Origin of the sequence: Saccharothrix sp. CCNWYY140 (assembly GCF_037401995.1) — a bacterium.
GTDB lineage: Bacteria > Actinomycetota > Actinomycetes > Mycobacteriales > Pseudonocardiaceae > Actinosynnema.
Genome location: NZ_JBBEGC010000056.1, coordinates 31,067 through 49,196 on the forward strand (window position 1 = coordinate 31,067; position 18,130 = coordinate 49,196).

Here is an 18,130-nt window from a genome sequence, read left to right on the forward strand (position 1 = left end):
TCGCGGTGCCGGCCCCATCGCTCAGAGCGAACGCCACGGGGAAACAATCCCGCGCTCATGTTGGTTGAGCCCATCAGACTCAACTTTGGAGGATCGACATGGGCGAGACGTTGGCGCTTCCGGTGCTGCCGCTGGACGACGTGGTCGTGCTGCCCGGCATGGTCGTCCCGATCCGGCTGACCGGCTCGGACGCCGCGGCCGAGGCGCGTGCCGCCGTCGAAGCCGCCTCCGCCGCGGGTGGGGAAGCACGGGTGCTGCTGGTGCCGCGGCTGGACGGGAAGTACGCGAAGGTCGGCACGCTGGCCGTCGTGGAGCAGGTCGGGCGGTTGTCGGGCGGGGAGCGCGCGGCGGTCGTGCGCGGCACGGACCGGGTGCGGATCGGGACCGGCACGACCGGGCCGGGTGCGGCGCTGTGGGTCGAGGCGACGGTGGCCGACGAGCCGCCCGTCCACGACCGCACCCGCGAGCTGGCCCGCGAGTACCGCGCGCTGGTCACCACCATCCTCCAGCAGCGCGGCGCGTGGCAGGTCGTGGACTCGGTGCAGCAGGTGGACGAGCCGTCCGCGCTGGCCGACCTCGCCGGCTACGCCTCCTACCTGTCCGACGAGCAGAAGATCTGGCTGCTGGAGACCAGCGACGTCGCCGAGCGGCTGGAGAAGCTGCTGGAGTGGGGTCGCGAGCACCTGACCGAACTGGACGTGGCCGAGACGATCCGCAAGGACGTCAAGGAGGGCGTGGAGAAGCAGCAGCGCGAGTTCCTGCTGCGCCAACAGCTCGCCGCGATCCGCAAGGAACTGGCCGAGCTGGACGGCAAGCCCGCCACCGAGGAGCAGGACTACCGGGCCCGCGTCGAGGGCGCCGACCTGCCCGAGCACGTCCGCAAGGCGGCACTGTCCGAAGTGGACAAGCTGGAGCGCACCTCCGACCAGTCCCCCGAGACGGGCTGGATCCGGACGTGGCTGGACACCGTGCTCGAACTGCCGTGGAACGAGCGCACCGAGGAGACCTACGACATCGCGGGCGCGCGGGCGGTGCTCGACGCCGACCACGCGGGCCTGGACGACGTGAAGGAGCGCATCACCGAGTACCTGGCGGTGCGGCGGCGTAGGGCCGATCGCGGCCTCGGTGTCGTCGGCGGTCGGCGCAGCGGTGCGGTGCTCGCCCTGGTCGGTCCGCCCGGTGTGGGCAAGACGTCGCTGGGCGAGTCGGTCGCGAAGGCGATGGGCCGCAAGTTCGTCCGGGTCGCCCTGGGCGGCGTCCGGGACGAGGCGGAGATCCGCGGCCACCGGCGCACCTACGTCGGCGCGCTGCCCGGCCGGATCGTCCGCGCGATCGCCGAGGCCGGCTCGATGAACCCGGTCGTGCTGCTCGACGAGATCGACAAGGTCGGCGCGGACTACCGCGGCGACCCGACCGCGGCCCTGCTCGAAGTCCTGGACCCGGCCCAGAACCACACCTTCCGGGACCACTACCTGGAGGTGGAGCTGGACCTGTCGGACGTGGTGTTCCTGGCCACCGCCAACGTCCTGGAGTCCATCCCCGGTCCGCTGCTGGACCGCATGGAACTGGTGCGGTTGGACGGCTACACCGAGGACGAGAAGGTCACCATCGCCCGCGACCACCTGCTGCCCCGGCAGGTCGAGCGCGCCGGTCTGACCACCGAGGACGTCGCGGTCACCGAGGACGCCCTGCGCAAGCTGGCCGGCGAGTACACGCGGGAAGCCGGCGTGCGGCAACTGGAGCGGTCGCTGGCGAGGGTCCTGCGCAAGGTCACCGCGCGGGCGGCGCTGGACGAGGCGGTGCTGCCGGTGCGCGTCGACGTGCCGGACCTGAAGGGCTACCTGGGTTCGCCGAAGTTCACGCCGGAGTCGGCGGAGCGGACGTCGGTCCCCGGTGTGGCGACGGGGCTGGCGGTCACGGGCGCGGGCGGTGACGTCCTGTTCGTGGAGGCGTCCCTGGCCTCGGAGGGCACCGGCGCGCCGGGTGTCACGCTGACCGGGCAGCTGGGCGAGGTGATGAAGGAGTCCGCGCAGATCGCGTTGTCCTACTTGAAGTCGCACGACGAGCGGGCGGCGGCGCTGGCCGAGCGCGGGGTCCACATCCACGTGCCGGCGGGCGCGGTGCCGAAGGACGGTCCTTCTGCGGGCGTCACGATGACGACGGCGCTGGCCTCGCTGCTGTCCGGACGACCGGTCCGGTCGGACGTGGCCATGACCGGCGAGGTGTCGCTGACCGGCCGGGTGCTGCCGATCGGCGGCGTGAAGCAGAAGCTGCTCGCGGCGCACCGGGCGGGCATCACGACGGTCCTGCTGCCGCAGCGCAACGAGCCCGACCTGGACGACGTGCCCGAGTCGGTGCGGGAGGCGCTGACCGTGCACCTGGTGGCCGACGTGCGCGAGGTGCTGGACCTGGCGCTGGAGCAGGAAGCCGTCGCGGTCGCGGCGTGAGCCGACAGGCGGCAAGGGGGTCCCGGACGGACGGGACCCCCTTGCCTTCGCGGGACGTCAGTGGGCGGCACCGACGTCGATGACCAGACGGGTCGGGCTGCTCAGCAGGAACACGCGGTGCCAGGTCTCCTGGCGCATCCCCAGGCCGATGGTGAGGTTGCCCTCGTAGTCACCCGTGATCGCCACGGCTTGCACGTTGCTCAGGGACGGCGTGGTGAACTGCCGAGGCCCGGTGTAGGTCGGGTTGCCCCACTCGTCGTGCGCGGCGGCCGGGAAGGACCGCACCTCCAGGAAGGTGCTGCCCGGCATCGACACCGGCAGGCCGCTGCCGTCGTAGTAGAGCTGGTCGACACACCGGATGAAGAACTCCGGGCGTGACCCGTTCAGGTCAAGCACGACTCTGTCGAACGTGTCGTGCGCGCCCACCCGGATGTTGGTCAGCTCCGGGACGACGGGGGTCGTGGTTGCCGCCGCGGGCACGGCGGCGCCCACGGCGAGCACCGCCAGGACGAGCACGGCGAATGTGCGGAAGCGACTGCTCAGGTGCCTGATCATGGGGCTGCCCTCCTCGGGCGGAACCCCCGGCTGACTGCCGGGTGCGTCACCTTGAAGGACGTGTCACAGGTCACACGGTTGCGCCGTTCAGGGCTGCGTCGTGGACAGGAAGTCCTCCAGCGGCACCGGCGTCAGGCCGTGGGCCTTGCAGTGCTCCAGGAACGCCAGGAAGTCCTCGACGAACGTGTGCCGGAAGTGCATGAGGACGATGTCGCCCGGCACGAGCTTGTTGCCCGCCTGGAACTGCACGACACCGTCGTTGACCGCCGCCGTCCACATGACCAGCGCCTTGAAGCCGCAGTCGGTGGCCGCCTTGCGGGTGGTGGCGTCGTGGTTGCCGAACGGCGGGCGGAACAGCGTCGGCCGCACCCCGGTCTGCTGCTGGAGGTAGTCGGCGTTGCCGCAGATCTCCTGCTTCTGGAACTCGTAGCCCTTGCCCATGAGGTTCGGGTGGTTCGCGGTGTGGGAGTGGACGGCGGCCTTCGCGTCGTCCTGGAACGCCTTGAAGAACGCGGGCTGCTCGACCACGTGCTTGGTGTTGAGGAACAGCGACGGCCGGGTCTGCGACGACTTCATCAGCTCCAGCGCCGCCGGGTGCCGCACCGCACCGTCGTCGATGGTGATGAACACGTATGGCTTGTCGGTCTGGATGCGCCGGACCACCGGCAGCAACCCGTCCTGACTCGCAGGGACCTTCGCCTGCGGGGTGCCGTACTTGTAGGGGTGTTGGAACACCGGCACCGTCGTGCCGCCCGGACCGGGCACCGCCGTGGGCGGGGTGGTCGTGGTCACCGCGGTGCTCGTGGTGGTCGTCGTCGTCGGCGCGGGCAGCGCCTTCGGCTCCGGTGCGCACGCCACGGTGACGGCGGCCAGGGCAGCGGCGACCGCCACGCCGATTCTTCGCATTGCTGGAGTCCCCCCGTGCAGATCCACCGCCGGCGCGGCGGCCCCTGGTATTGGAGACGCTCCGAGCGCTCCTCGGGTTGCGCGGTGATGGTTTCGCAACCAATGTTCACCGGAACGATAGGGTCGGCGGGGTCGAGCAGAACGTTTGTGCGGAGGACCCCCAGATGAGCCTTGAGCGCCCCGTCGCTCCCGACCCCTACTCGTTGCTCCCGGCCGTGGCGTCGTTCGAGGTGACCTCGACCGACGTGCGCGACGGCGAGACCCTGCCCGACGCGCACGTGTACGCCGAGGGCGACACCTCGCCCCAGCTGAGCTGGTCGGGGTTCCCGGCGGAGACCAAGAGCTTCGTCGTCACCTGCTTCGACCCGGACGCGCCGACGCCGTCGGGCTTCTGGCACTGGGTGGCGGTGAACCTGCCGGTGTCGACGACCAAGCTGGACACCGGCGCGGGCGCGTCCGACGACAGCCTGCCCGGTGACGCGTTCCACGTGCGCAACGACTACGGCACCCGCTCGTTCGGCGGCGCCGCGCCGCCGCCCGGCGACCGCGCGCACCGGTACTACTTCGTGGTGCACGCGGTGGACGTGGAGGCGCTGGACGTGACGCCGGACTCGTCGCCCGCGGTGGTGAGCTTCAACCTGGCGTTCCACACGCTGGCGCGGGCCGTCCTCGTCTCGACCTACGCCGCCTGAGGTGCGGGAATGAGTGCCTCGCGTCGTGGGTTGCAGCACGACGTGAGGCACTTCGACCTGGTCATCATCGGCACCGGTTCCGGCAACTCCATCGCGGACGAGCGATTCGCGGACTGGGACATCGCGATCGTCGAGAAGGGGGTGTTCGGCGGCACGTGCCTGAACGTCGGGTGCATCCCCACGAAGATGTTCGTGCACACCGCCGACGTGGCGGCTTCGCCCGCTTCCGGTGGCCGCCTGGGCGTGGACCTGTCCCTGGACGGCGTCCGCTGGACCGACGTGCGGGACCGGATCTTCGGCCGCATCGACCCCATCGCCGAGGGCGGCAGGCGGTGGCGGGCGGAGGAGAACGCCAACGTCACCGTGTACGCGGGGACGGCGCGGTTCGTCGGGCCGAAGACGCTGGACACCGGCACCGGCGAGGTGATCACGGCGGACCGTTTCGTGATCGCGGCCGGCTCCCGCCCGGTGGTGCCGGACGTCGCGGACCTGGCGTCGGTCGGCTACCACACCAGTGACACGGTCATGCGGTTGGACGAGCTGCCGCGGCGGCTGACCATCCTCGGGTCGGGTTTCGTGGCGGCGGAGTTCGCGCACGTGTTCTCGTCGTTCGGCGTCGAGGTGACCGTGATCGCGCGCTCGGACCTGTTGCTGCGCCACGAGGACGCGGAGATCGCCACGCGGTTCACGTCCCTGGCGGCGCAGAAGTGGGACGTCCGGCTGGGCCGCAAGGCCGTGCGGGCGGAACGGGTCTCCGGCGAGGTCCGCCTGCACCTGGAGGGCCCCGACGGCGCCGAGGTCGTCGTGTCGGACGAGTTGCTGGTCGCGGTGGGCCGCCGCCCGAACTCGGACCTGCTGGACCTGGCCGCGACCGGCGTCGAGCTGCACCCGGACGGCCGGATCGTGGTGGACGAGCACCAGCGGACCTCGGTCGAGGGCATCTTCGCGCTGGGCGACATCAGCTCGGAGTACCAGCTCAAGCACGTGGCCAACCACGAGGCAAGGGTCGTGCAGCACAACCTGCTCAACCCGTCGGATCTGAAGGCCTCCGACCACCGGTTCGTGCCGGCGGCGGTGTTCTCGTCCCCGCAGATCGCTTCGGTGGGGTTGACCGAGGAACAGGCGGGCGCGAAGGGCATCCGGTACGTGGCGGCGTCCCAGGCCTACGCGTCGATCGCCTACGGCTGGGCGATGGAGGACACGACCGGCTTCGCCAAGGTCCTGGCCGACCCGTCGACCGGCCAGATCCTGGGCGCGCACATCATCGGCCCGCAGGCGTCGACGGTGATCCAGCCGATCATCCAGGCGATGAGCTTCGGCTTGGACGCCCGCACGATGGCCCGCGGCCAGTACTGGATCCACCCGGCGATGCCCGAGGTGATCGAGAACGCCCTGCTCAACCTGCCGCTGGACTGACGGCCGACGACGAAGGGGCGAGGACCACGCGGTCCTCGCCCCTTCGTCGTTCCGGTCACACCGTGCGCGGACGGCCCGCGATCCAGCCCAGAGCAGTCAGCAGGGCCAGCAGGGCGGCCAAGAGCAGCATGGAGACGGTCCACGTGCCGGTCACGCCGCGCAGGAGGCCGAACGCGAACGGGCCGGCCGCCGAGATCAGGTAGCCGATCGACTGGGCCATCGCGGACAGCCGAGCCGTGTCGGCGGTCGAGGACGTGCGGAGCGAGATCATCACCAGGGCCAGCGGGAACATGCCCATGCCCAGGCCGACCAGCACGACCCACAGCCCCGGAGCCGCCGCGGGCGCCAGGGCCAGGCCCGCGACACCCGCCATCGACAGCACGCCCAGGCCCAGCACCAGACCCGACTGGCTGGGACGACGGGCCGCCAGCGGCGGGACGATCAAGCTCACCGGAACGCCCAGGACCATCGTGATCGCCAGCAGCAGGCCCGCCGTCGTCCGGTCCACGCCGGCGTCGCCCAGGATCTGCGGCAGCCAACCCATGACGGTGTAGGCCAGCAGGGACTGCAAGCCGAAGAAGACGGTGATCACCCAGGCCAGCGGGCTGCGGACCAACGACCTGCGCACCGCAGCGTGGCGCGGAGAAGAAGTGCGGAGAGCAACGCCGTGGCGGGCGCCGGCCAGCCAGACCAGCAAAGCCGCCGCGGACAGGAACGCCCAAGCGCCCACCGCGAGTCGCCACGAGCCCAGCCACGACTCCAGGCCGGGGGTGAAAGCGGCACCGATAGCGGCGCCGGCGGCGAGGGCCGCGGTGTAGACGCCGGTGATCAGGCCGACCCGACCGGGGAAGGAGTCCCTGACCACCACGGGGATCAGGACGTTGCACACGGCGATCCCGGCGCACGCGATGAACGTGCCGCCCAGCACCGCCGCAGGACCGTCGACGACCCGCAGCACCAGACCGGCGGTCAGCACCAGCAGCGACAAACCCACCGCCCGCGCCATGCCCAGCCGACGCCCCAGCCAAGGCGCGAGGAAGGCCGCGAAGCCGAAGCACAGCGTCGGCACGGCCGTGAGCAAAGACGCCCACGCGGTGGAGACGCCGAGCGACCCGCGCACGTCGCCGAGCACGGAGGCCAAGCTGGTGACGGCCGGCCGCAGGTTGGCGGCTGCCAGCGCTACGCCGATCGCCAACAGGGTGCTGCCGACCAGGGCAACTTGGCGGTTCGCTGCCACCGACCCGGCGGCCGAGCCAGAAGGATGGGCCGCGATCGTCGCGTTGGCACTGGCATCAGTGGCAATGTGAACCATCGACGGTGTCCGGTCTGGCTGGGTCTGCTGGATCGTCACCGGACTACTATCGCAGACATGGGATGTTCGGATGAAAGGACGACGCTGTGCCGTTGGCCACTACCCGGCGGGCCGGACTCGTCGACCAGGTGATCGACCAGATGCGGGGCGCGATCGCCGGCGGTGAATGGCCGGTGGGCCGGCGCATCCCGCCGGAACCCGAACTGGTCAACGCGCTCGGCGTGGGGCGCAACACCGTGCGGGAGGCGGTGCGCGCGCTGTCGCACGCGGGGCTGCTGGAGGTCAGACAGGGTGACGGCACCTTCGTGCGCGCCACCAGCGAACTGTCCGGCGCGGTGCGCCGGCTGTGCGGCAGCGAACTGCGCGAGGTGCTCCAGGTGCGGCGGACGCTGGAGGTCGAGGGGGCTCGACTGGCCGCGACCGAGCGCACCGACGAGGAGCTGACCCGCCTGGAGGCGCTGCTGGCCGAGCGGGACGCCGCGCTGGCCGCCAAGGACTGGGACCGCCTGGTCGAGCGCGACGCCGCCTTCCACCTGCTGCTCGTGCAGAGCTCGCACAACAACCTGCTGTACCAGCTCTACCAGGGGCTGACCGAGGCGGTCCGGGCGAGCATCACGGCCACCGTCGAGACCGACCACGAGGACGACCACGTGTCCCACACCGGTCTGCTGGACGCGGTCCGCGACCGGGACCCGGCGCGCGCGGCTGCGGAGGCGGGCGGGTTCCTGGAGGAGTTGCTGGAACGCCACAAGGACTGAAGACAGGGAGGCGGGGACCTCCCACGGCGGCGGATGAATCCTTGGGAGGTCCCCTGGGTGATGGTCTTCGAGCGCCCCGCAACCAGGGTCGTCGGCAGGACCCTCCCCGCAACAAGGGTTTGCCCGATTGTTACTTAAGCGGTCGAACGTTCACTCCAACAGCCGTGCAGGGCCGCCAGGGTCGCGGCCACGGCGGGCCTCCGGGTGGCCTGCGTGCGCCACACCGCGAACACCCGCCGCGTCGGCGTCGGCGTGAACGGCACCGCCCGCACCCCGGCGGGCAGCTCGCCGCGCCCGAGCCGGGGCAGCAGCGCGACCCCGATGCCCTTGGCCAGCAACGCCAGCTGCGTCTCGTACTCGGCGATCCGGTAGGCGAGGTCGGGTTCCATGCCCGCGCCGCGGAAGGTGTTGACCAGCCAGTCGTGGCAGATGGTGCCCTCCGGCTGGCAGATCCACCGCTCCCCGGCCAGGTCCTCGGGCACCACGACCTCGCGCGCCGCCAACGGGTGCGACACCGGCAGCAGCACGTCGGCGACGTCCTCCCCCAGCTGCACCCGGGACACCGCGTCCGGCACGGCCAGCGGGGCGTTGACCCAGTCGTGCGTCACGGCCATGTCCAGCTCGCCGCGCGCCACCGCCTCCAAGCCCTCCGGCGGATCCAACTCCACCAGCCGCACGTCCAGCGCCGGGTGGTCGCGGGCCAGCGCCACCAGGGCCGCCGGGAGCAGACCACGCGCGGCCGTGGCGAACGAGCCGATGCGCAGCTCGCCCACCGCCGCCCCGCGCTGCTCCTCCAGCGTCACCTCGGCTTCCTCGACCAGCTTGAGCACCTGCCCGGCCGTCGTGGCGAGGAGGTAGGCGGCGTCGGTCAGCGCGACGCCCCGACCACGCCGTTCCAGCAGCGTGGTGCGGGTCTCGCGTTCCAGCTTGGCGATCTGCTGGGACACCGCCGAGGGCGTGTAGCCCAGGGCGGTGGCGGCGGCGCCCACGGAGCCGTGCGTGGCCACCGCGTGCAGGGCGCGGAGTCTGCCGAGATCGAGCATGTAGCGATCCTAAACCAAAAGCCTTAGCAGTATTCGCTGGTGCTAAACGGTCGGTGTGCGAAGACTCGATCGCGTGAAACCTCGCCACGCCGCCCTGGCGGTCCTGATCACCAGCATCTGGGGCGTCAACTTCGTCATCATCAAGGTCGGTCTCGCCGAGTTCCCCCCGCTGCTGTTCTCCGCGCTGCGCTTCCTCGCCGCCGCCGTGCCCGCGGTGTGGCTCGTCGGCCGGCCGAAGGTGGCGTGGAAGTGGGTGCTCGCGGTCGCGTTCCTGCTCGGGGTGGCCAAGTTCGGCCTGCTGTTCCTCGGGATGGGCGCGGGGATGCCCGCCGGGTTGTCGTCGCTGGTGTTGCAGAGCCAGGTCATCTTCACCGTCGTCTTCGCCGCCGTGCTGCTGCGCGAACGGCCGCGTCCGGTGCAGATCGCGGGCATGGCGGTGGCCGCGGTCGGGATCACGCTCATCGCGCTGGACTACGGCGTCGGCAGCCCGATCTCCGCGTTGCTGCTGGTGGTGCTGGGCGCGCTGGCCTGGGGGCTGTCCAACGTCGCCACCCGCTACGCCAAGCCGCCGGACGCGCTGAACTTCATCGTGTGGGTCAGCGCCGTCGCCGTGCTGCCGCTGCTCGTGCTGTCGCTGGTGTTCGAGGGACCGGCCGCCGGGGTGGCCGCGCTGAGCAACTTGAGCTGGACCGGGGTGGGCGCCCTGCTGTTCATCGCGTGGATCTCGACGCTGTTCGGGTTCGGCGTGTGGGGCTTCCTGCTGCGCGAGTACGACGCCTCGACCGTGGTGCCGTTCGCCCTGCTGGTGCCGGTGGCCGGCATGTTCTCCGGCTGGCTGCTGCTGGACGAGGCCGTGTCGCCGCTGCGGGTCGGGGCCGCCGCCCTGGTGATCGCGGGCATGGCGGCCACGACCATCCGGTGGACCAAGCCACTGCCGCTGGTTGTGCACAGAGAGGTGATTGACGCTCGCACCGGGTGACGATGGACTGGGTGCGTGGAGCACCGGGTGCTGTCGGCCAGGACGATCACCGCCTGGGGCGTCGGGCTGGTCGTCCTGGCGAGCGCGGCCGTGGTGGTGCTGCTGGTGACGCTGGGGTCCGGTGACGCGCGGGACGGGGTGCGGCTGGACGTGATCCGCACCGCGTCCAGCATCGTCCTCGGCGCGGGCGGCGCGGCGGCGCTGCTGCTGACCGCCCGCCGCCAGCGGTCCACCGAACTGGACCTCGCGCAGAAGGACCACGACGCCACCGAGCGGCGCGTCACCGAGCTGTACGGCAAGGCCGCCGACCAACTGGGCAGCGACAAGGCCCCGGTGCGGCTGGCCGGCCTGTACGCGCTGGAGCGGCTCGCCCAGGACAACCCCGCGCACCGGCAGACGATCGTCAACCTCATGTGCGCCTACCTGCGGATGCCGTTCAGCCTCCCGCCGGACACCCGCGACCGCATCGGGCCGCGCGACACGGGCAAGTTCCAGGAGCAGGAGGTCCGGCAGACCGCCACCGGCCTGCTCGCCGCGCACCTGCGGCCGGACCGACCCGACTCGTTCTGGGACGGCGTCGACCTCGACCTGTCGCACGCGACGCTCGTGAAGCTCACGCTGACCCACGCGCGGGTGCGCTCGGCGTCCTTCACGGGGACGACGTTCGTGGGGCCGGCGACGTTCCGTGGCACGGAGTTCACCGGTGTGGCCGACTTCCGCGAAGCCCGGTTCAAGGGCTTGGCGGACTTCCGGCGGGTGGTGTTCGCCGAGGCGGTGTTCCGGGGCGCGCGGTTCGAAGGGGAGACCGACTTCGGCGTCCGGACGACGGCCGCCCTTGACGGAGCGCGCACGAAAGTCGGCGACGTGCGCCGGAAGTGGCCCGCCGGGTGGGCCGAAACGCCCGACGAGGCCGGCTGGGCCGTTCTCCGCGACTCCGGGTGACCGCGCTTCCCCCGATCGGGCCACGTATTCCTCAGCCCTCCACCGGTACTTTCCTAATACACCCACTCGCTGGGAAGGGGGAGCGCCTGCCATGCGATTCGACGCGCTGACCGCATGCGCATTCCCCCCGGGCCGCGACTCGCTGATCGAGCGTTAAGGCCCCTACGACTCCCGAGTGGTTCCGCGCCGCGGCCGAGCCCGCGCGACCCTCCGCACACCGGTGAGTGGACGCCCCGGCTTGGTGGCCGGACCAGCCCCGCTCCGCGGCGTCCGGTGGTGGTCGTCGACGAGAACGCCGTTCGGTGGCACCCCGCGCGACTTGGCGGTCGCGCGCCGCCCGCGACGCCGTCAGGCGATCGGCGGGACGCCCGCGGGCGGAACGACCCGGAGTCCGGTGGGAGCACCACGTTCGAGCAGCGCGAGGAGCGCGTCCGTGTCGAGGTGGTCGGCGACCAGGTCGCCGAGCAGGTCCAGCTGCGCCGCGCGGCGGCCGGCGAAGTCGGTGTCCGGTGCGGGGGTGAACCCGGTGCGGCCCGCGTGGCCGGCCGCCCAGCGCAGGAACGCGCGCCGGAAGCCGTCGTTCTCCAGCAGGCCGTGCCAGTGCGTGCCGGCGACGCGGCCGGACAGCACGCCCTCCGGGGTGCCGTCGGGCAGGGTGATCAGGCCTTCCCCGGTCGACCGGGTCACGCGGCCGTGGTGGATCTCGTAGCCGGTGACCGGTTCGCCCAGCGCGTGCCCGTGCGGGCGGTGCAGGGTCTTGTCCGGTTCGAAGCGGATGTCCACGTCGAGCAGGCCGAGCCCCTCGACGGTGCCCGCGTGCGACTCGACGGCGTCCTCGATCCTGTGCCCGAGCATCTGGAACCCGCCGCAGATGCCCAGCACGGGGCCGTCGTGGCGGGCGATCGCGTCGGCCAGGCCGGTGGCGCGCAGCCACGCCAGGTCGTGCGCGGTGGCCTTCGAGCCGGGCACGACCACCAGGTCCGCGTCGGCCAGCCGGGACGGCTCGGTGACGAACCGCACCGACACGCCCGGCTCGCACGCCAGCGCCTCCGCGTCGGTGGCGTTGGAGATGCGCGGCAGCCGCACGACCGCCACCCGCAGCCACTGGTCGCCGTGCGGGGGCGCGGGCCGGCCGATCACGCCGTCGGCGGTGTAGGACAGGGAGTCCTCAGCGTCCAGCCACAGCTCCTCGCGCCACGGCAGCACGCCCAGGACGGGCCGGCCGGTGAGGGCGTCCAGCTGCCGCAGGCCGGGTTCGAGCAGGGCCGGGTCGCCGCGGAACTTGTTCACCACGAACCCGCTGACCAGGGCCTGGTCCGCCGGGTCGAGCAGGGCCAGCGTGCCGAACAGGTGCGCGAAGATCCCGCCGCGGTCGATGTCGCCGACGACGATGACCGGCAGGTCCGCGGCGCGGGCGAGTCCCATGTTCGCGATGTCGTTGGCCCGCAGGTTGATCTCCGTGGGCGACCCCGCGCCCTCGCAGATCACTGCCTCGAAGTCCTGGCGGAGGTTGTCCAAAGTGGACAGGACGGTCGTCATCAGCTCGGCTTTGCGCTCGCGGTAGGACAGGGCGGACACCTCGCCGACCGCCTTGCCCAGCACCACCACCTGCGAACTGCGGTCACCGCCGGGCTTGAGCAGCACGGGGTTGAACCGCACGCTCGGTTCGAGCCCGCACGCCGCCGCCTGGAGCGCCTGGGCCCGGCCGATCTCGCCGCCCTCGACCGTGACGACCGAGTTGTTGGACATGTTCTGGGCCTTGAACGGGGCCGTCCGCACCCCCCGCCGGGTCAGCCAGCGACACACCCCCGCCGCCAGGACGCTCTTGCCCGCGTCCGACGTCGTGCCCGCGACCAGCAGCGCACCGCCCACAGTCCTCGAAGTCCCCTCGTTGTCGGTCCCGGCTGACATCATCCACGTCATGGTCGACGTGCCCGCCACCACCGTCCTGGTGCACAGCCCCTACCTCGGTCCGGCGAGCCTGCGCCCGCTGGCCGACGCCCTCGCCGCGCTCGGACACCCGACGCTGCTGCTGGACCTGCGGGTCACGGTGAACGCGGCGCCCGTGCACCAGCGCATCATCGGCGTGTTCGCCGACGCCGTGGAGGACTCCCTGGTCGAGGGCGAACTGGTGCTGGTCGGGCACAGCGGCGCGGGTCCCCTGCTGCCCGCGTTCGCCGACGCCCTGGAGACCCCGGTGTCCGGCCTGGTCTTCGTGGACGCCGAGCTGCCCACCCCGGGCCGGAGCTGGCGCGACGACGCCCCCGCCGACCGCATGGCGCACCTGAAGTCGATCGCCCGCGAGGGCCTGATGCCCCGGTGGGACACGTGGTTCGCCCCCGAGGCGCTGTCGGCGATGGTGCCGGACGTGCGGCTGCTGGAGGAGATCGTGGCCGAGGCCCCCGAGGTGCCGCTGGCGTTCCTCAAGGAGCCCCGACCGACCGTGGCCTGGCAGGGGCCGTGCGCGTACTTGCAGCTCAGCGAGGTCTACGCGCACGCCGCCGCTCAGGCGGGCACGCTGGGGTGGCCGGTGCGGACGCTGGACGCGCACCACCTGGCCGCCGCGTCGGAGCCCGCGCGGGTCGCCGGCGCCCTGGCGGACCTGCTGGCCGAGCTCAGCAGACGGTGAGGATCTCCGCGCCGTCCTCGGTGACCACGATGGTGTGCTCGAACTGGGCGGTCCAGCTCTTGTCACGGGTGGTGACCGTCCAGCCGTCGTCCCACATGTCGTGCTCGATGCCGCCGAGCGTGATCATCGGCTCGATGGTGAACGTCATGCCGGTCTCGATGACCGTGGGGACGTGCGGGGCGTCGTAGTGCAGCACGACCAGGCCGCTGTGGAAGGTGCGGCCGATGCCGTGACCGGTGAAGTCGCGCACGACGCCGTAGCCGAACCGGTTGGCGTAGGACTCGATGACCCGGCCGACCACGTTGAGCTGCCGACCGGGCTTGACCGCCTTGATGGCCCGCATGGTGGCCTCGTGCGTGCGCTCGACCAGCAACTTGACCTCGTCGCTGACCTCGCCCGCGAGGAAGGTGGCGTTGGTGTCGCCGTGGACGCCGCCGATGAAGGCGGTGACGTCGACGTTGACGATGTCGCCGTCCTGGACGACGGTCGAGTCCGGGATGCCGTGGCAGATGACCTCGTTCAACGAGGTGCAGCAGGACTTGGGGAAGCCCCGGTAGCCCAGCGTCGAGGGGTAGGCGCGGTTGTCGCACAGGAACTCGTGCACGACGGCGTCGATCTCGTCGGTGGTGACCCCGGGCACGATGACCTTGCCCGCTTCCTGCAACGCCTGCGCGGCCAACCGCCCGGCGACGCGCATGGCCTCGATCACGTCGGGCGGCTGCACCCACGGGTCGGTGTTGCGCTTGGGCTCCTTGCGATCCACGTACTCAGGCCGCTCGATCTCAGCGGGCACCGGACGACGCGGGGAGAGCACACCAGGCTCAAGAGGGGCACGCACGGACATGCCCTCCACAGTACGGCGTGACCGTGACGCTCTGTGCGCCGTATACCCCCAATGTGGTCAGGAGACCCCGGGCGAGGCGACGGCGAGCCCCACTTCGTCAGCCGCCGCCAGCAACCGCTTGTCGTAGGCGACGAACGCGGTCAACTCGCTCCGCAAGCGCAGCGCCGAGGCCAAGTGGATGGCGTCGAGCGACCGCAACGGGACCGGCAGCGCACCCGCCGCGTCGAGGAGGTCCATCGTCATCGGCATCTGGTTGAGCTGCACCAACAGGCGGGTCGCCACCCGGACGGCGGCGTCGCCTTCGGCGCGCACCGCTCGAATCAGCTCGACCCGGGCCAGGGTGCTCGTCATGAGCCGAACCCCGGTCCGGGCGTCGATCCACTCGCGGAGCGCAGCCGTTTCGGCCTCGGTCTGCACCAGCTTGACCAGTGCGGAGGTGTCGAAGTAGATCACCAGCGCTCGTCTTCCCGCATCTGGCGCAACACCTCGGACAACGGCGTGCCGGTCGTCGGCGGCAGCGGTTCCGGGAGCGGGCCGCCACGGCCGCGCAGCACTTCACCGTTGGCCACCAGCTCGTCCCAAAGGCTCGAAGCCTCAGGGTCCGGGGGGACGATGTGCGCGACGACCTGGCCGTGGTCGGTCACGGCGATCCGCTCGCCGGCTTGCGCCCGCCGCACGTAGTCGGTGGAGTGGTGCCGGAGTTCGCGAAGCCCGATGCGCTCCATGTATCACATGGTATCACATTGATGTTGCTCCATTCAGCCCAGCGCCTTCAGGAACCGGGCCGACGCGTCCACCGCCGGAGCGGACGTGTTCGTGCCCAGCAACAGCGTCGCGAAGGCCACGTCGCCCCGGTACCCCACAAACCAGCCGTGCGAGTTGGTGCCGTCGCCGAACTGGGCCGTCCCCGTCTTCCCCCGCACATCCCCGTACGGCCGCAGTTGCGGAGCCGTCCCCGACTCGACCACCTCGCGCATCATCGCCCGCAGTGGCTCCAGCACCGCCGGCGAAGGGGCGGTCGGCTTCAGGTTCGCCTTGGTCTCCCGGCCCTTCAGGACCGCAGGCGTGGGCATGGTGCCGTGGGCCGCCGTGGCCGCCACCAGGGCCATTCCGAACGGGCTCGCCAGCAGCTTGCCCTGGCCGAAGCCGTCCTCCGCGCGCTCGACGACGTCCGTGGCGGCGGGCACCGAGCCGGTGATGGTGGTGATGCCCGGGATTTCGAAGTCGACGCCCAGGCCGAACTTCTCCGCCTGCTTGGTCAGCGCGTCCGCGGGCAGTTCGGAGGCGATCTTCGCGAACGTCGTGTTGCAGGAGAACGCGAACGCCGAGTGCAGCGGGATGGTGCCCTTGTCGAACTCCTTGTCGTTGGGCACGATCCGGCGACCGTCGATCGTCATGCGACCGGGGCACGGCTGGGGCGAGTCCGCCGGGACGCCCGCCTCGACCGCCGCCGCCGCGGTGATCATCTTGAACGTGGACCCCGGCGGGAAGCGGCCGGTCAGGGCGATGGCGCCCTGCTCGTCGGCGGGTTTGTTCTGCGCCACCGCCAGCACGTCGCCGGTCGACGCGGACAGCGCGACCAGCATCGCGGGCTCCGCGATGGGTTCGAGCGCGTCCTCGGCGGCGGTCTGCACGGCCCGGCTCAGGCCCGTGGAGATGGCCTCGGCGGGCTCCGGCGCCACCTCGTGCAGGTCCTCGACCTCGTCGCCGGCCGCGTTGACGGTGTAGATCCGCAACCCGGCCCGACCCGCGATCTCCTCCTCCACCGCCTTGCGCACGGCGGGCAGCACCTGCGAGCCGAAGTCCCGCGCGGGCGCGAGCAGGCTGGTCTGGGAGGTGAACCGCACCCCGGGCAGCTCGTAGATCTCCGGCTTCACGCTCTGGTAGTCGGCGTCGCGCAACGCCGCCACCTGGTACACCTGCCCGGCGGGCACCTTCCCGACGCCGTCGGTGATCGACGCCGCCGTGATGGCCGGGTCGATCCGGCCCAAGGCCGCGCCCAGCGCACCGGCGACCGCGCCCACGTCACCGGCCTGCGCCGGGTCCAGCAGGATCGAAACCACCTGTTCGGGTGACAGCAGGGGCGTGCCCTCGCGGTCCAGGACGGGGGCGAGCGCGGGCTTGACCTCGGACGCCCCGATGGACTGCTGCGCGGCCAGCTTCGGGTGCAGCACGGACGGCGCCCAGTGCACCTTCCACGCGTCCTCTTCGCGGCGCAGGTCGAACTTGGTCTGGTACGACCACACCCGGCCGTGCGCCAGCTCCCACTCCAGCTTCGCCGTGGCGTCGGCCGCCGACGACTCGCCGGAGGACCGCACCTGCTCGACGGAGGCGCGCACGGCGGCGGGCTTCAGGGCGCCGCGCACCTTCTCGACCAGCTCCTTGGCCTTGCCGGGATCGTCGGTCAGCGCCACCGCGCCGTCGACGTCCCCCGCGGCGAGCTTGGCCAGGAAGTCGCCGGCGATCTGGTCGGGACCGGGCTTGGAGGAGAACAGGCCGCATCCGCTGAGCACCAGGAGCGCCACCACGGCCAGGGCAGTCCGGAGGGTCACGGGAGGTGAGTATGCCCGGTGGCTAGAACAGCACCGTCGCGTACTGGCCGACCTGGGTGAACCCGATGCTGCGGTAGGCCGCCCGCGCGACCTCGTTGTAGCTGTTCACGTACAGCGAGGCGGTTCGGCCCAGCCCCCGCACCAGCCGCTCGGCGACCGCGGCGGTCCCGGCGGTGCCGATGCCGTGCCCGCGCCGGTCCGGCCGCACCCACACGCCCTGGATCTGGCCGACCTTGTTCGACATCGCCCCGATCTCCGCCTTGAACACCACGTCCCCGCCCTCGAACCGGGCGAACGCGCGGCCACTGGAGATCAGCTCGGCCACCCGCGCCCGGTAGGACGCGCCGCCATCGTCGGCGCACGGGTCGACGCCGACCTCTTCGATGAACATGGCCACCGCCGCCGGCAGGTACCGGTCCAGCTCGTCCGGGCGCACCGGCCGCACCAGCGGGTCCGGCGCCACCGACGGCGTGCGGCCCAGCGCCATCAGCGGCTGGTCACCGCGCACTTCGCGGGCCGGACCCCAGTCCGGGGCCAGCTCCTCCCACAGCGCGAGCACCTGCTCGGCGGGACCGACCAGGGACGAGCACATGCGGCCCCGCCGCCGCGCGCGGTCGGCGAAGCTGCGGATGGCGGACGCGTTGCCGCACAGCGGGATGAGGTTCGGACCGGCGAAGCACAGGGCGTCCAGCCGGGCGCCGCGCAGCGAGCGGTGGTCGTAAGCCCACACCTCGCCGCCCAGCCGCCACGGGTCCAACCCGGCGACCTCGACCCGGGCGGCCACCATGCACGTGGCCACCGGGTCGCCAGCCAGCACCGCGAGGACCTCGTTCAGGTCCCGCTCGTCCAGCACACGCGCGCCAGCCAACCTCAGCACGCTTCAAGCCTGCCAGATGGACACCATTCCACGCGCGTCCGCCACCCGCTCAGCCGACCGTCACCACCGGCTCGCCGTCGCCCGCGGTCTCGCCCAGCTCCTCGGCGATGCGCATGGCCTCCTCGATGAGGGTCTCGACGATCTGGTGCTCGGGGACGGTCTTGATGACCTTGCCCTT

The 18,130-nt window shown here is 71.8% G+C and carries 17 protein-coding genes and 1 pseudogene; 7 read left to right on the top strand and 11 right to left on the bottom strand.

Features of this window, described 5'->3' with window-relative positions; genetic code table 11:
* Positions 1-98 precede the first annotated feature (98 nt).
* Positions 99-2,447 (top strand): endopeptidase La, encoded by a 2,349-nt coding sequence (gene lon / locus WBN91_RS23325; protein WP_337726224.1) that lies wholly within the window; start codon positions 99-101, stop codon positions 2,445-2,447.
* A gap of 57 nt (positions 2,448-2,504) precedes the next feature.
* Here lon and WBN91_RS23330 read toward each other — a convergent pair whose 3' ends face one another.
* Complete coding sequence (locus WBN91_RS23330) at positions 2,505-3,002, bottom strand: AMIN-like domain-containing (lipo)protein (RefSeq protein ID WP_337726225.1); 498 nt, start codon at positions 3,000-3,002, stop codon at positions 2,505-2,507.
* 87 nt (positions 3,003-3,089) lie between these two features.
* Positions 3,090-3,908: a polysaccharide deacetylase family protein gene (locus tag WBN91_RS23335; protein ID WP_337726226.1), complete on the bottom strand. Its 819-nt coding sequence runs from the start codon at positions 3,906-3,908 to the stop codon at positions 3,090-3,092.
* A gap of 164 nt (positions 3,909-4,072) precedes the next feature.
* Here WBN91_RS23335 and WBN91_RS23340 point away from each other — a divergent pair, with 164 nt between their 5' ends.
* A complete protein-coding gene (locus WBN91_RS23340) occupies positions 4,073-4,600 on the top strand; it encodes a YbhB/YbcL family Raf kinase inhibitor-like protein (RefSeq protein ID WP_337726227.1) in 528 nt (175 codons plus the stop codon).
* A gap of 42 nt (positions 4,601-4,642) precedes the next feature.
* Positions 4,643-6,016, top strand: coding sequence for a mycothione reductase (locus tag WBN91_RS23345; protein ID WP_337726243.1), 1,374 nt, complete (start codon positions 4,643-4,645; stop codon positions 6,014-6,016).
* 55 nt (positions 6,017-6,071) lie between these two features.
* Here WBN91_RS23345 and WBN91_RS23350 read toward each other — a convergent pair whose 3' ends face one another.
* Entirely contained in the window at positions 6,072-7,328 is a 1,257-nt protein-coding gene (locus WBN91_RS23350; RefSeq protein WP_443217780.1) for an MFS transporter, read from the bottom strand.
* An 86-nt stretch (positions 7,329-7,414) separates the two neighbouring features.
* On the opposite strand from WBN91_RS23350, the gene WBN91_RS23355 reads away from it, so the two are divergent.
* The gene (locus tag WBN91_RS23355; RefSeq protein WP_121226564.1) at positions 7,415-8,086 is read left to right on the top strand and encodes a FadR/GntR family transcriptional regulator; all 672 of its coding nucleotides are present in this window, start codon (positions 7,415-7,417) and stop codon (positions 8,084-8,086) included.
* Between the two features lie 134 nt (positions 8,087-8,220).
* Here the strand turns inward: WBN91_RS23355 and WBN91_RS23360 are convergent, their stop codons facing one another.
* A complete protein-coding gene (locus WBN91_RS23360; protein ID WP_337726230.1) occupies positions 8,221-9,129 on the bottom strand; it encodes a LysR family transcriptional regulator in 909 nt (302 codons plus the stop codon).
* Between the two features lie 73 nt (positions 9,130-9,202).
* Between WBN91_RS23360 and WBN91_RS23365 the strand changes: the two genes are divergently transcribed.
* Positions 9,203-10,108: an EamA family transporter gene (locus WBN91_RS23365; protein ID WP_337726231.1), complete on the top strand. Its 906-nt coding sequence runs from the start codon at positions 9,203-9,205 to the stop codon at positions 10,106-10,108.
* 15 nt (positions 10,109-10,123) lie between these two features.
* On the top strand, positions 10,124-11,050 hold the full coding sequence (locus WBN91_RS23370) for a pentapeptide repeat-containing protein (protein ID WP_337726232.1): 927 nt from the start codon (positions 10,124-10,126) through the stop codon (positions 11,048-11,050).
* Between the two features lie 348 nt (positions 11,051-11,398).
* Here the strand turns inward: WBN91_RS23370 and WBN91_RS23375 are convergent, their stop codons facing one another.
* Positions 11,399-12,964, bottom strand: coding sequence for a cobyric acid synthase (locus WBN91_RS23375; RefSeq protein WP_337726234.1), 1,566 nt, complete (start codon positions 12,962-12,964; stop codon positions 11,399-11,401).
* A 7-nt stretch (positions 12,965-12,971) separates the two neighbouring features.
* On the opposite strand from WBN91_RS23375, the gene WBN91_RS23380 reads away from it, so the two are divergent.
* The gene (locus WBN91_RS23380; protein ID WP_337726236.1) at positions 12,972-13,679 is read left to right on the top strand and encodes a hypothetical protein; all 708 of its coding nucleotides are present in this window, start codon (positions 12,972-12,974) and stop codon (positions 13,677-13,679) included.
* Here the strand turns inward: WBN91_RS23380 and map are convergent.
* The 6 genes and pseudogenes from map to WBN91_RS23410 form a co-directional block, all read right to left on the bottom strand.
* Entirely contained in the window at positions 13,666-14,523 is an 858-nt protein-coding gene (map, locus tag WBN91_RS23385; RefSeq protein ID WP_337726237.1) for a type I methionyl aminopeptidase, read from the bottom strand. The two genes, WBN91_RS23380 and map, sit on opposite strands and share 14 nt — an antisense overlap.
* A 57-nt stretch (positions 14,524-14,580) precedes the next feature.
* Positions 14,581-14,976 (bottom strand): type II toxin-antitoxin system VapC family toxin, encoded by a 396-nt coding sequence (locus WBN91_RS23390; protein ID WP_337726238.1) that lies wholly within the window; start codon positions 14,974-14,976, stop codon positions 14,581-14,583.
* Positions 14,973-15,248, bottom strand: coding sequence for a type II toxin-antitoxin system Phd/YefM family antitoxin (locus tag WBN91_RS23395; RefSeq protein ID WP_337726239.1), 276 nt, complete (start codon positions 15,246-15,248; stop codon positions 14,973-14,975). The genes WBN91_RS23390 and WBN91_RS23395 overlap by 4 nt, the downstream gene beginning before the upstream one ends.
* Before the next feature lie 33 nt (positions 15,249-15,281).
* A complete protein-coding gene (locus WBN91_RS23400; RefSeq protein WP_337726240.1) occupies positions 15,282-17,075 on the bottom strand; it encodes a penicillin-binding transpeptidase domain-containing protein in 1,794 nt (597 codons plus the stop codon).
* A 22-nt stretch (positions 17,076-17,097) separates the two neighbouring features.
* Positions 17,098-17,952, bottom strand: a complete 855-nt coding sequence (locus WBN91_RS23405) for a GNAT family N-acetyltransferase (RefSeq protein ID WP_337726241.1) — start codon at positions 17,950-17,952, stop codon at positions 17,098-17,100.
* Between the two features lie 49 nt (positions 17,953-18,001).
* Positions 18,002-18,130: pseudogene (locus WBN91_RS23410) on the bottom strand (flavodoxin-dependent (E)-4-hydroxy-3-methylbut-2-enyl-diphosphate synthase); the annotation flags it as partial.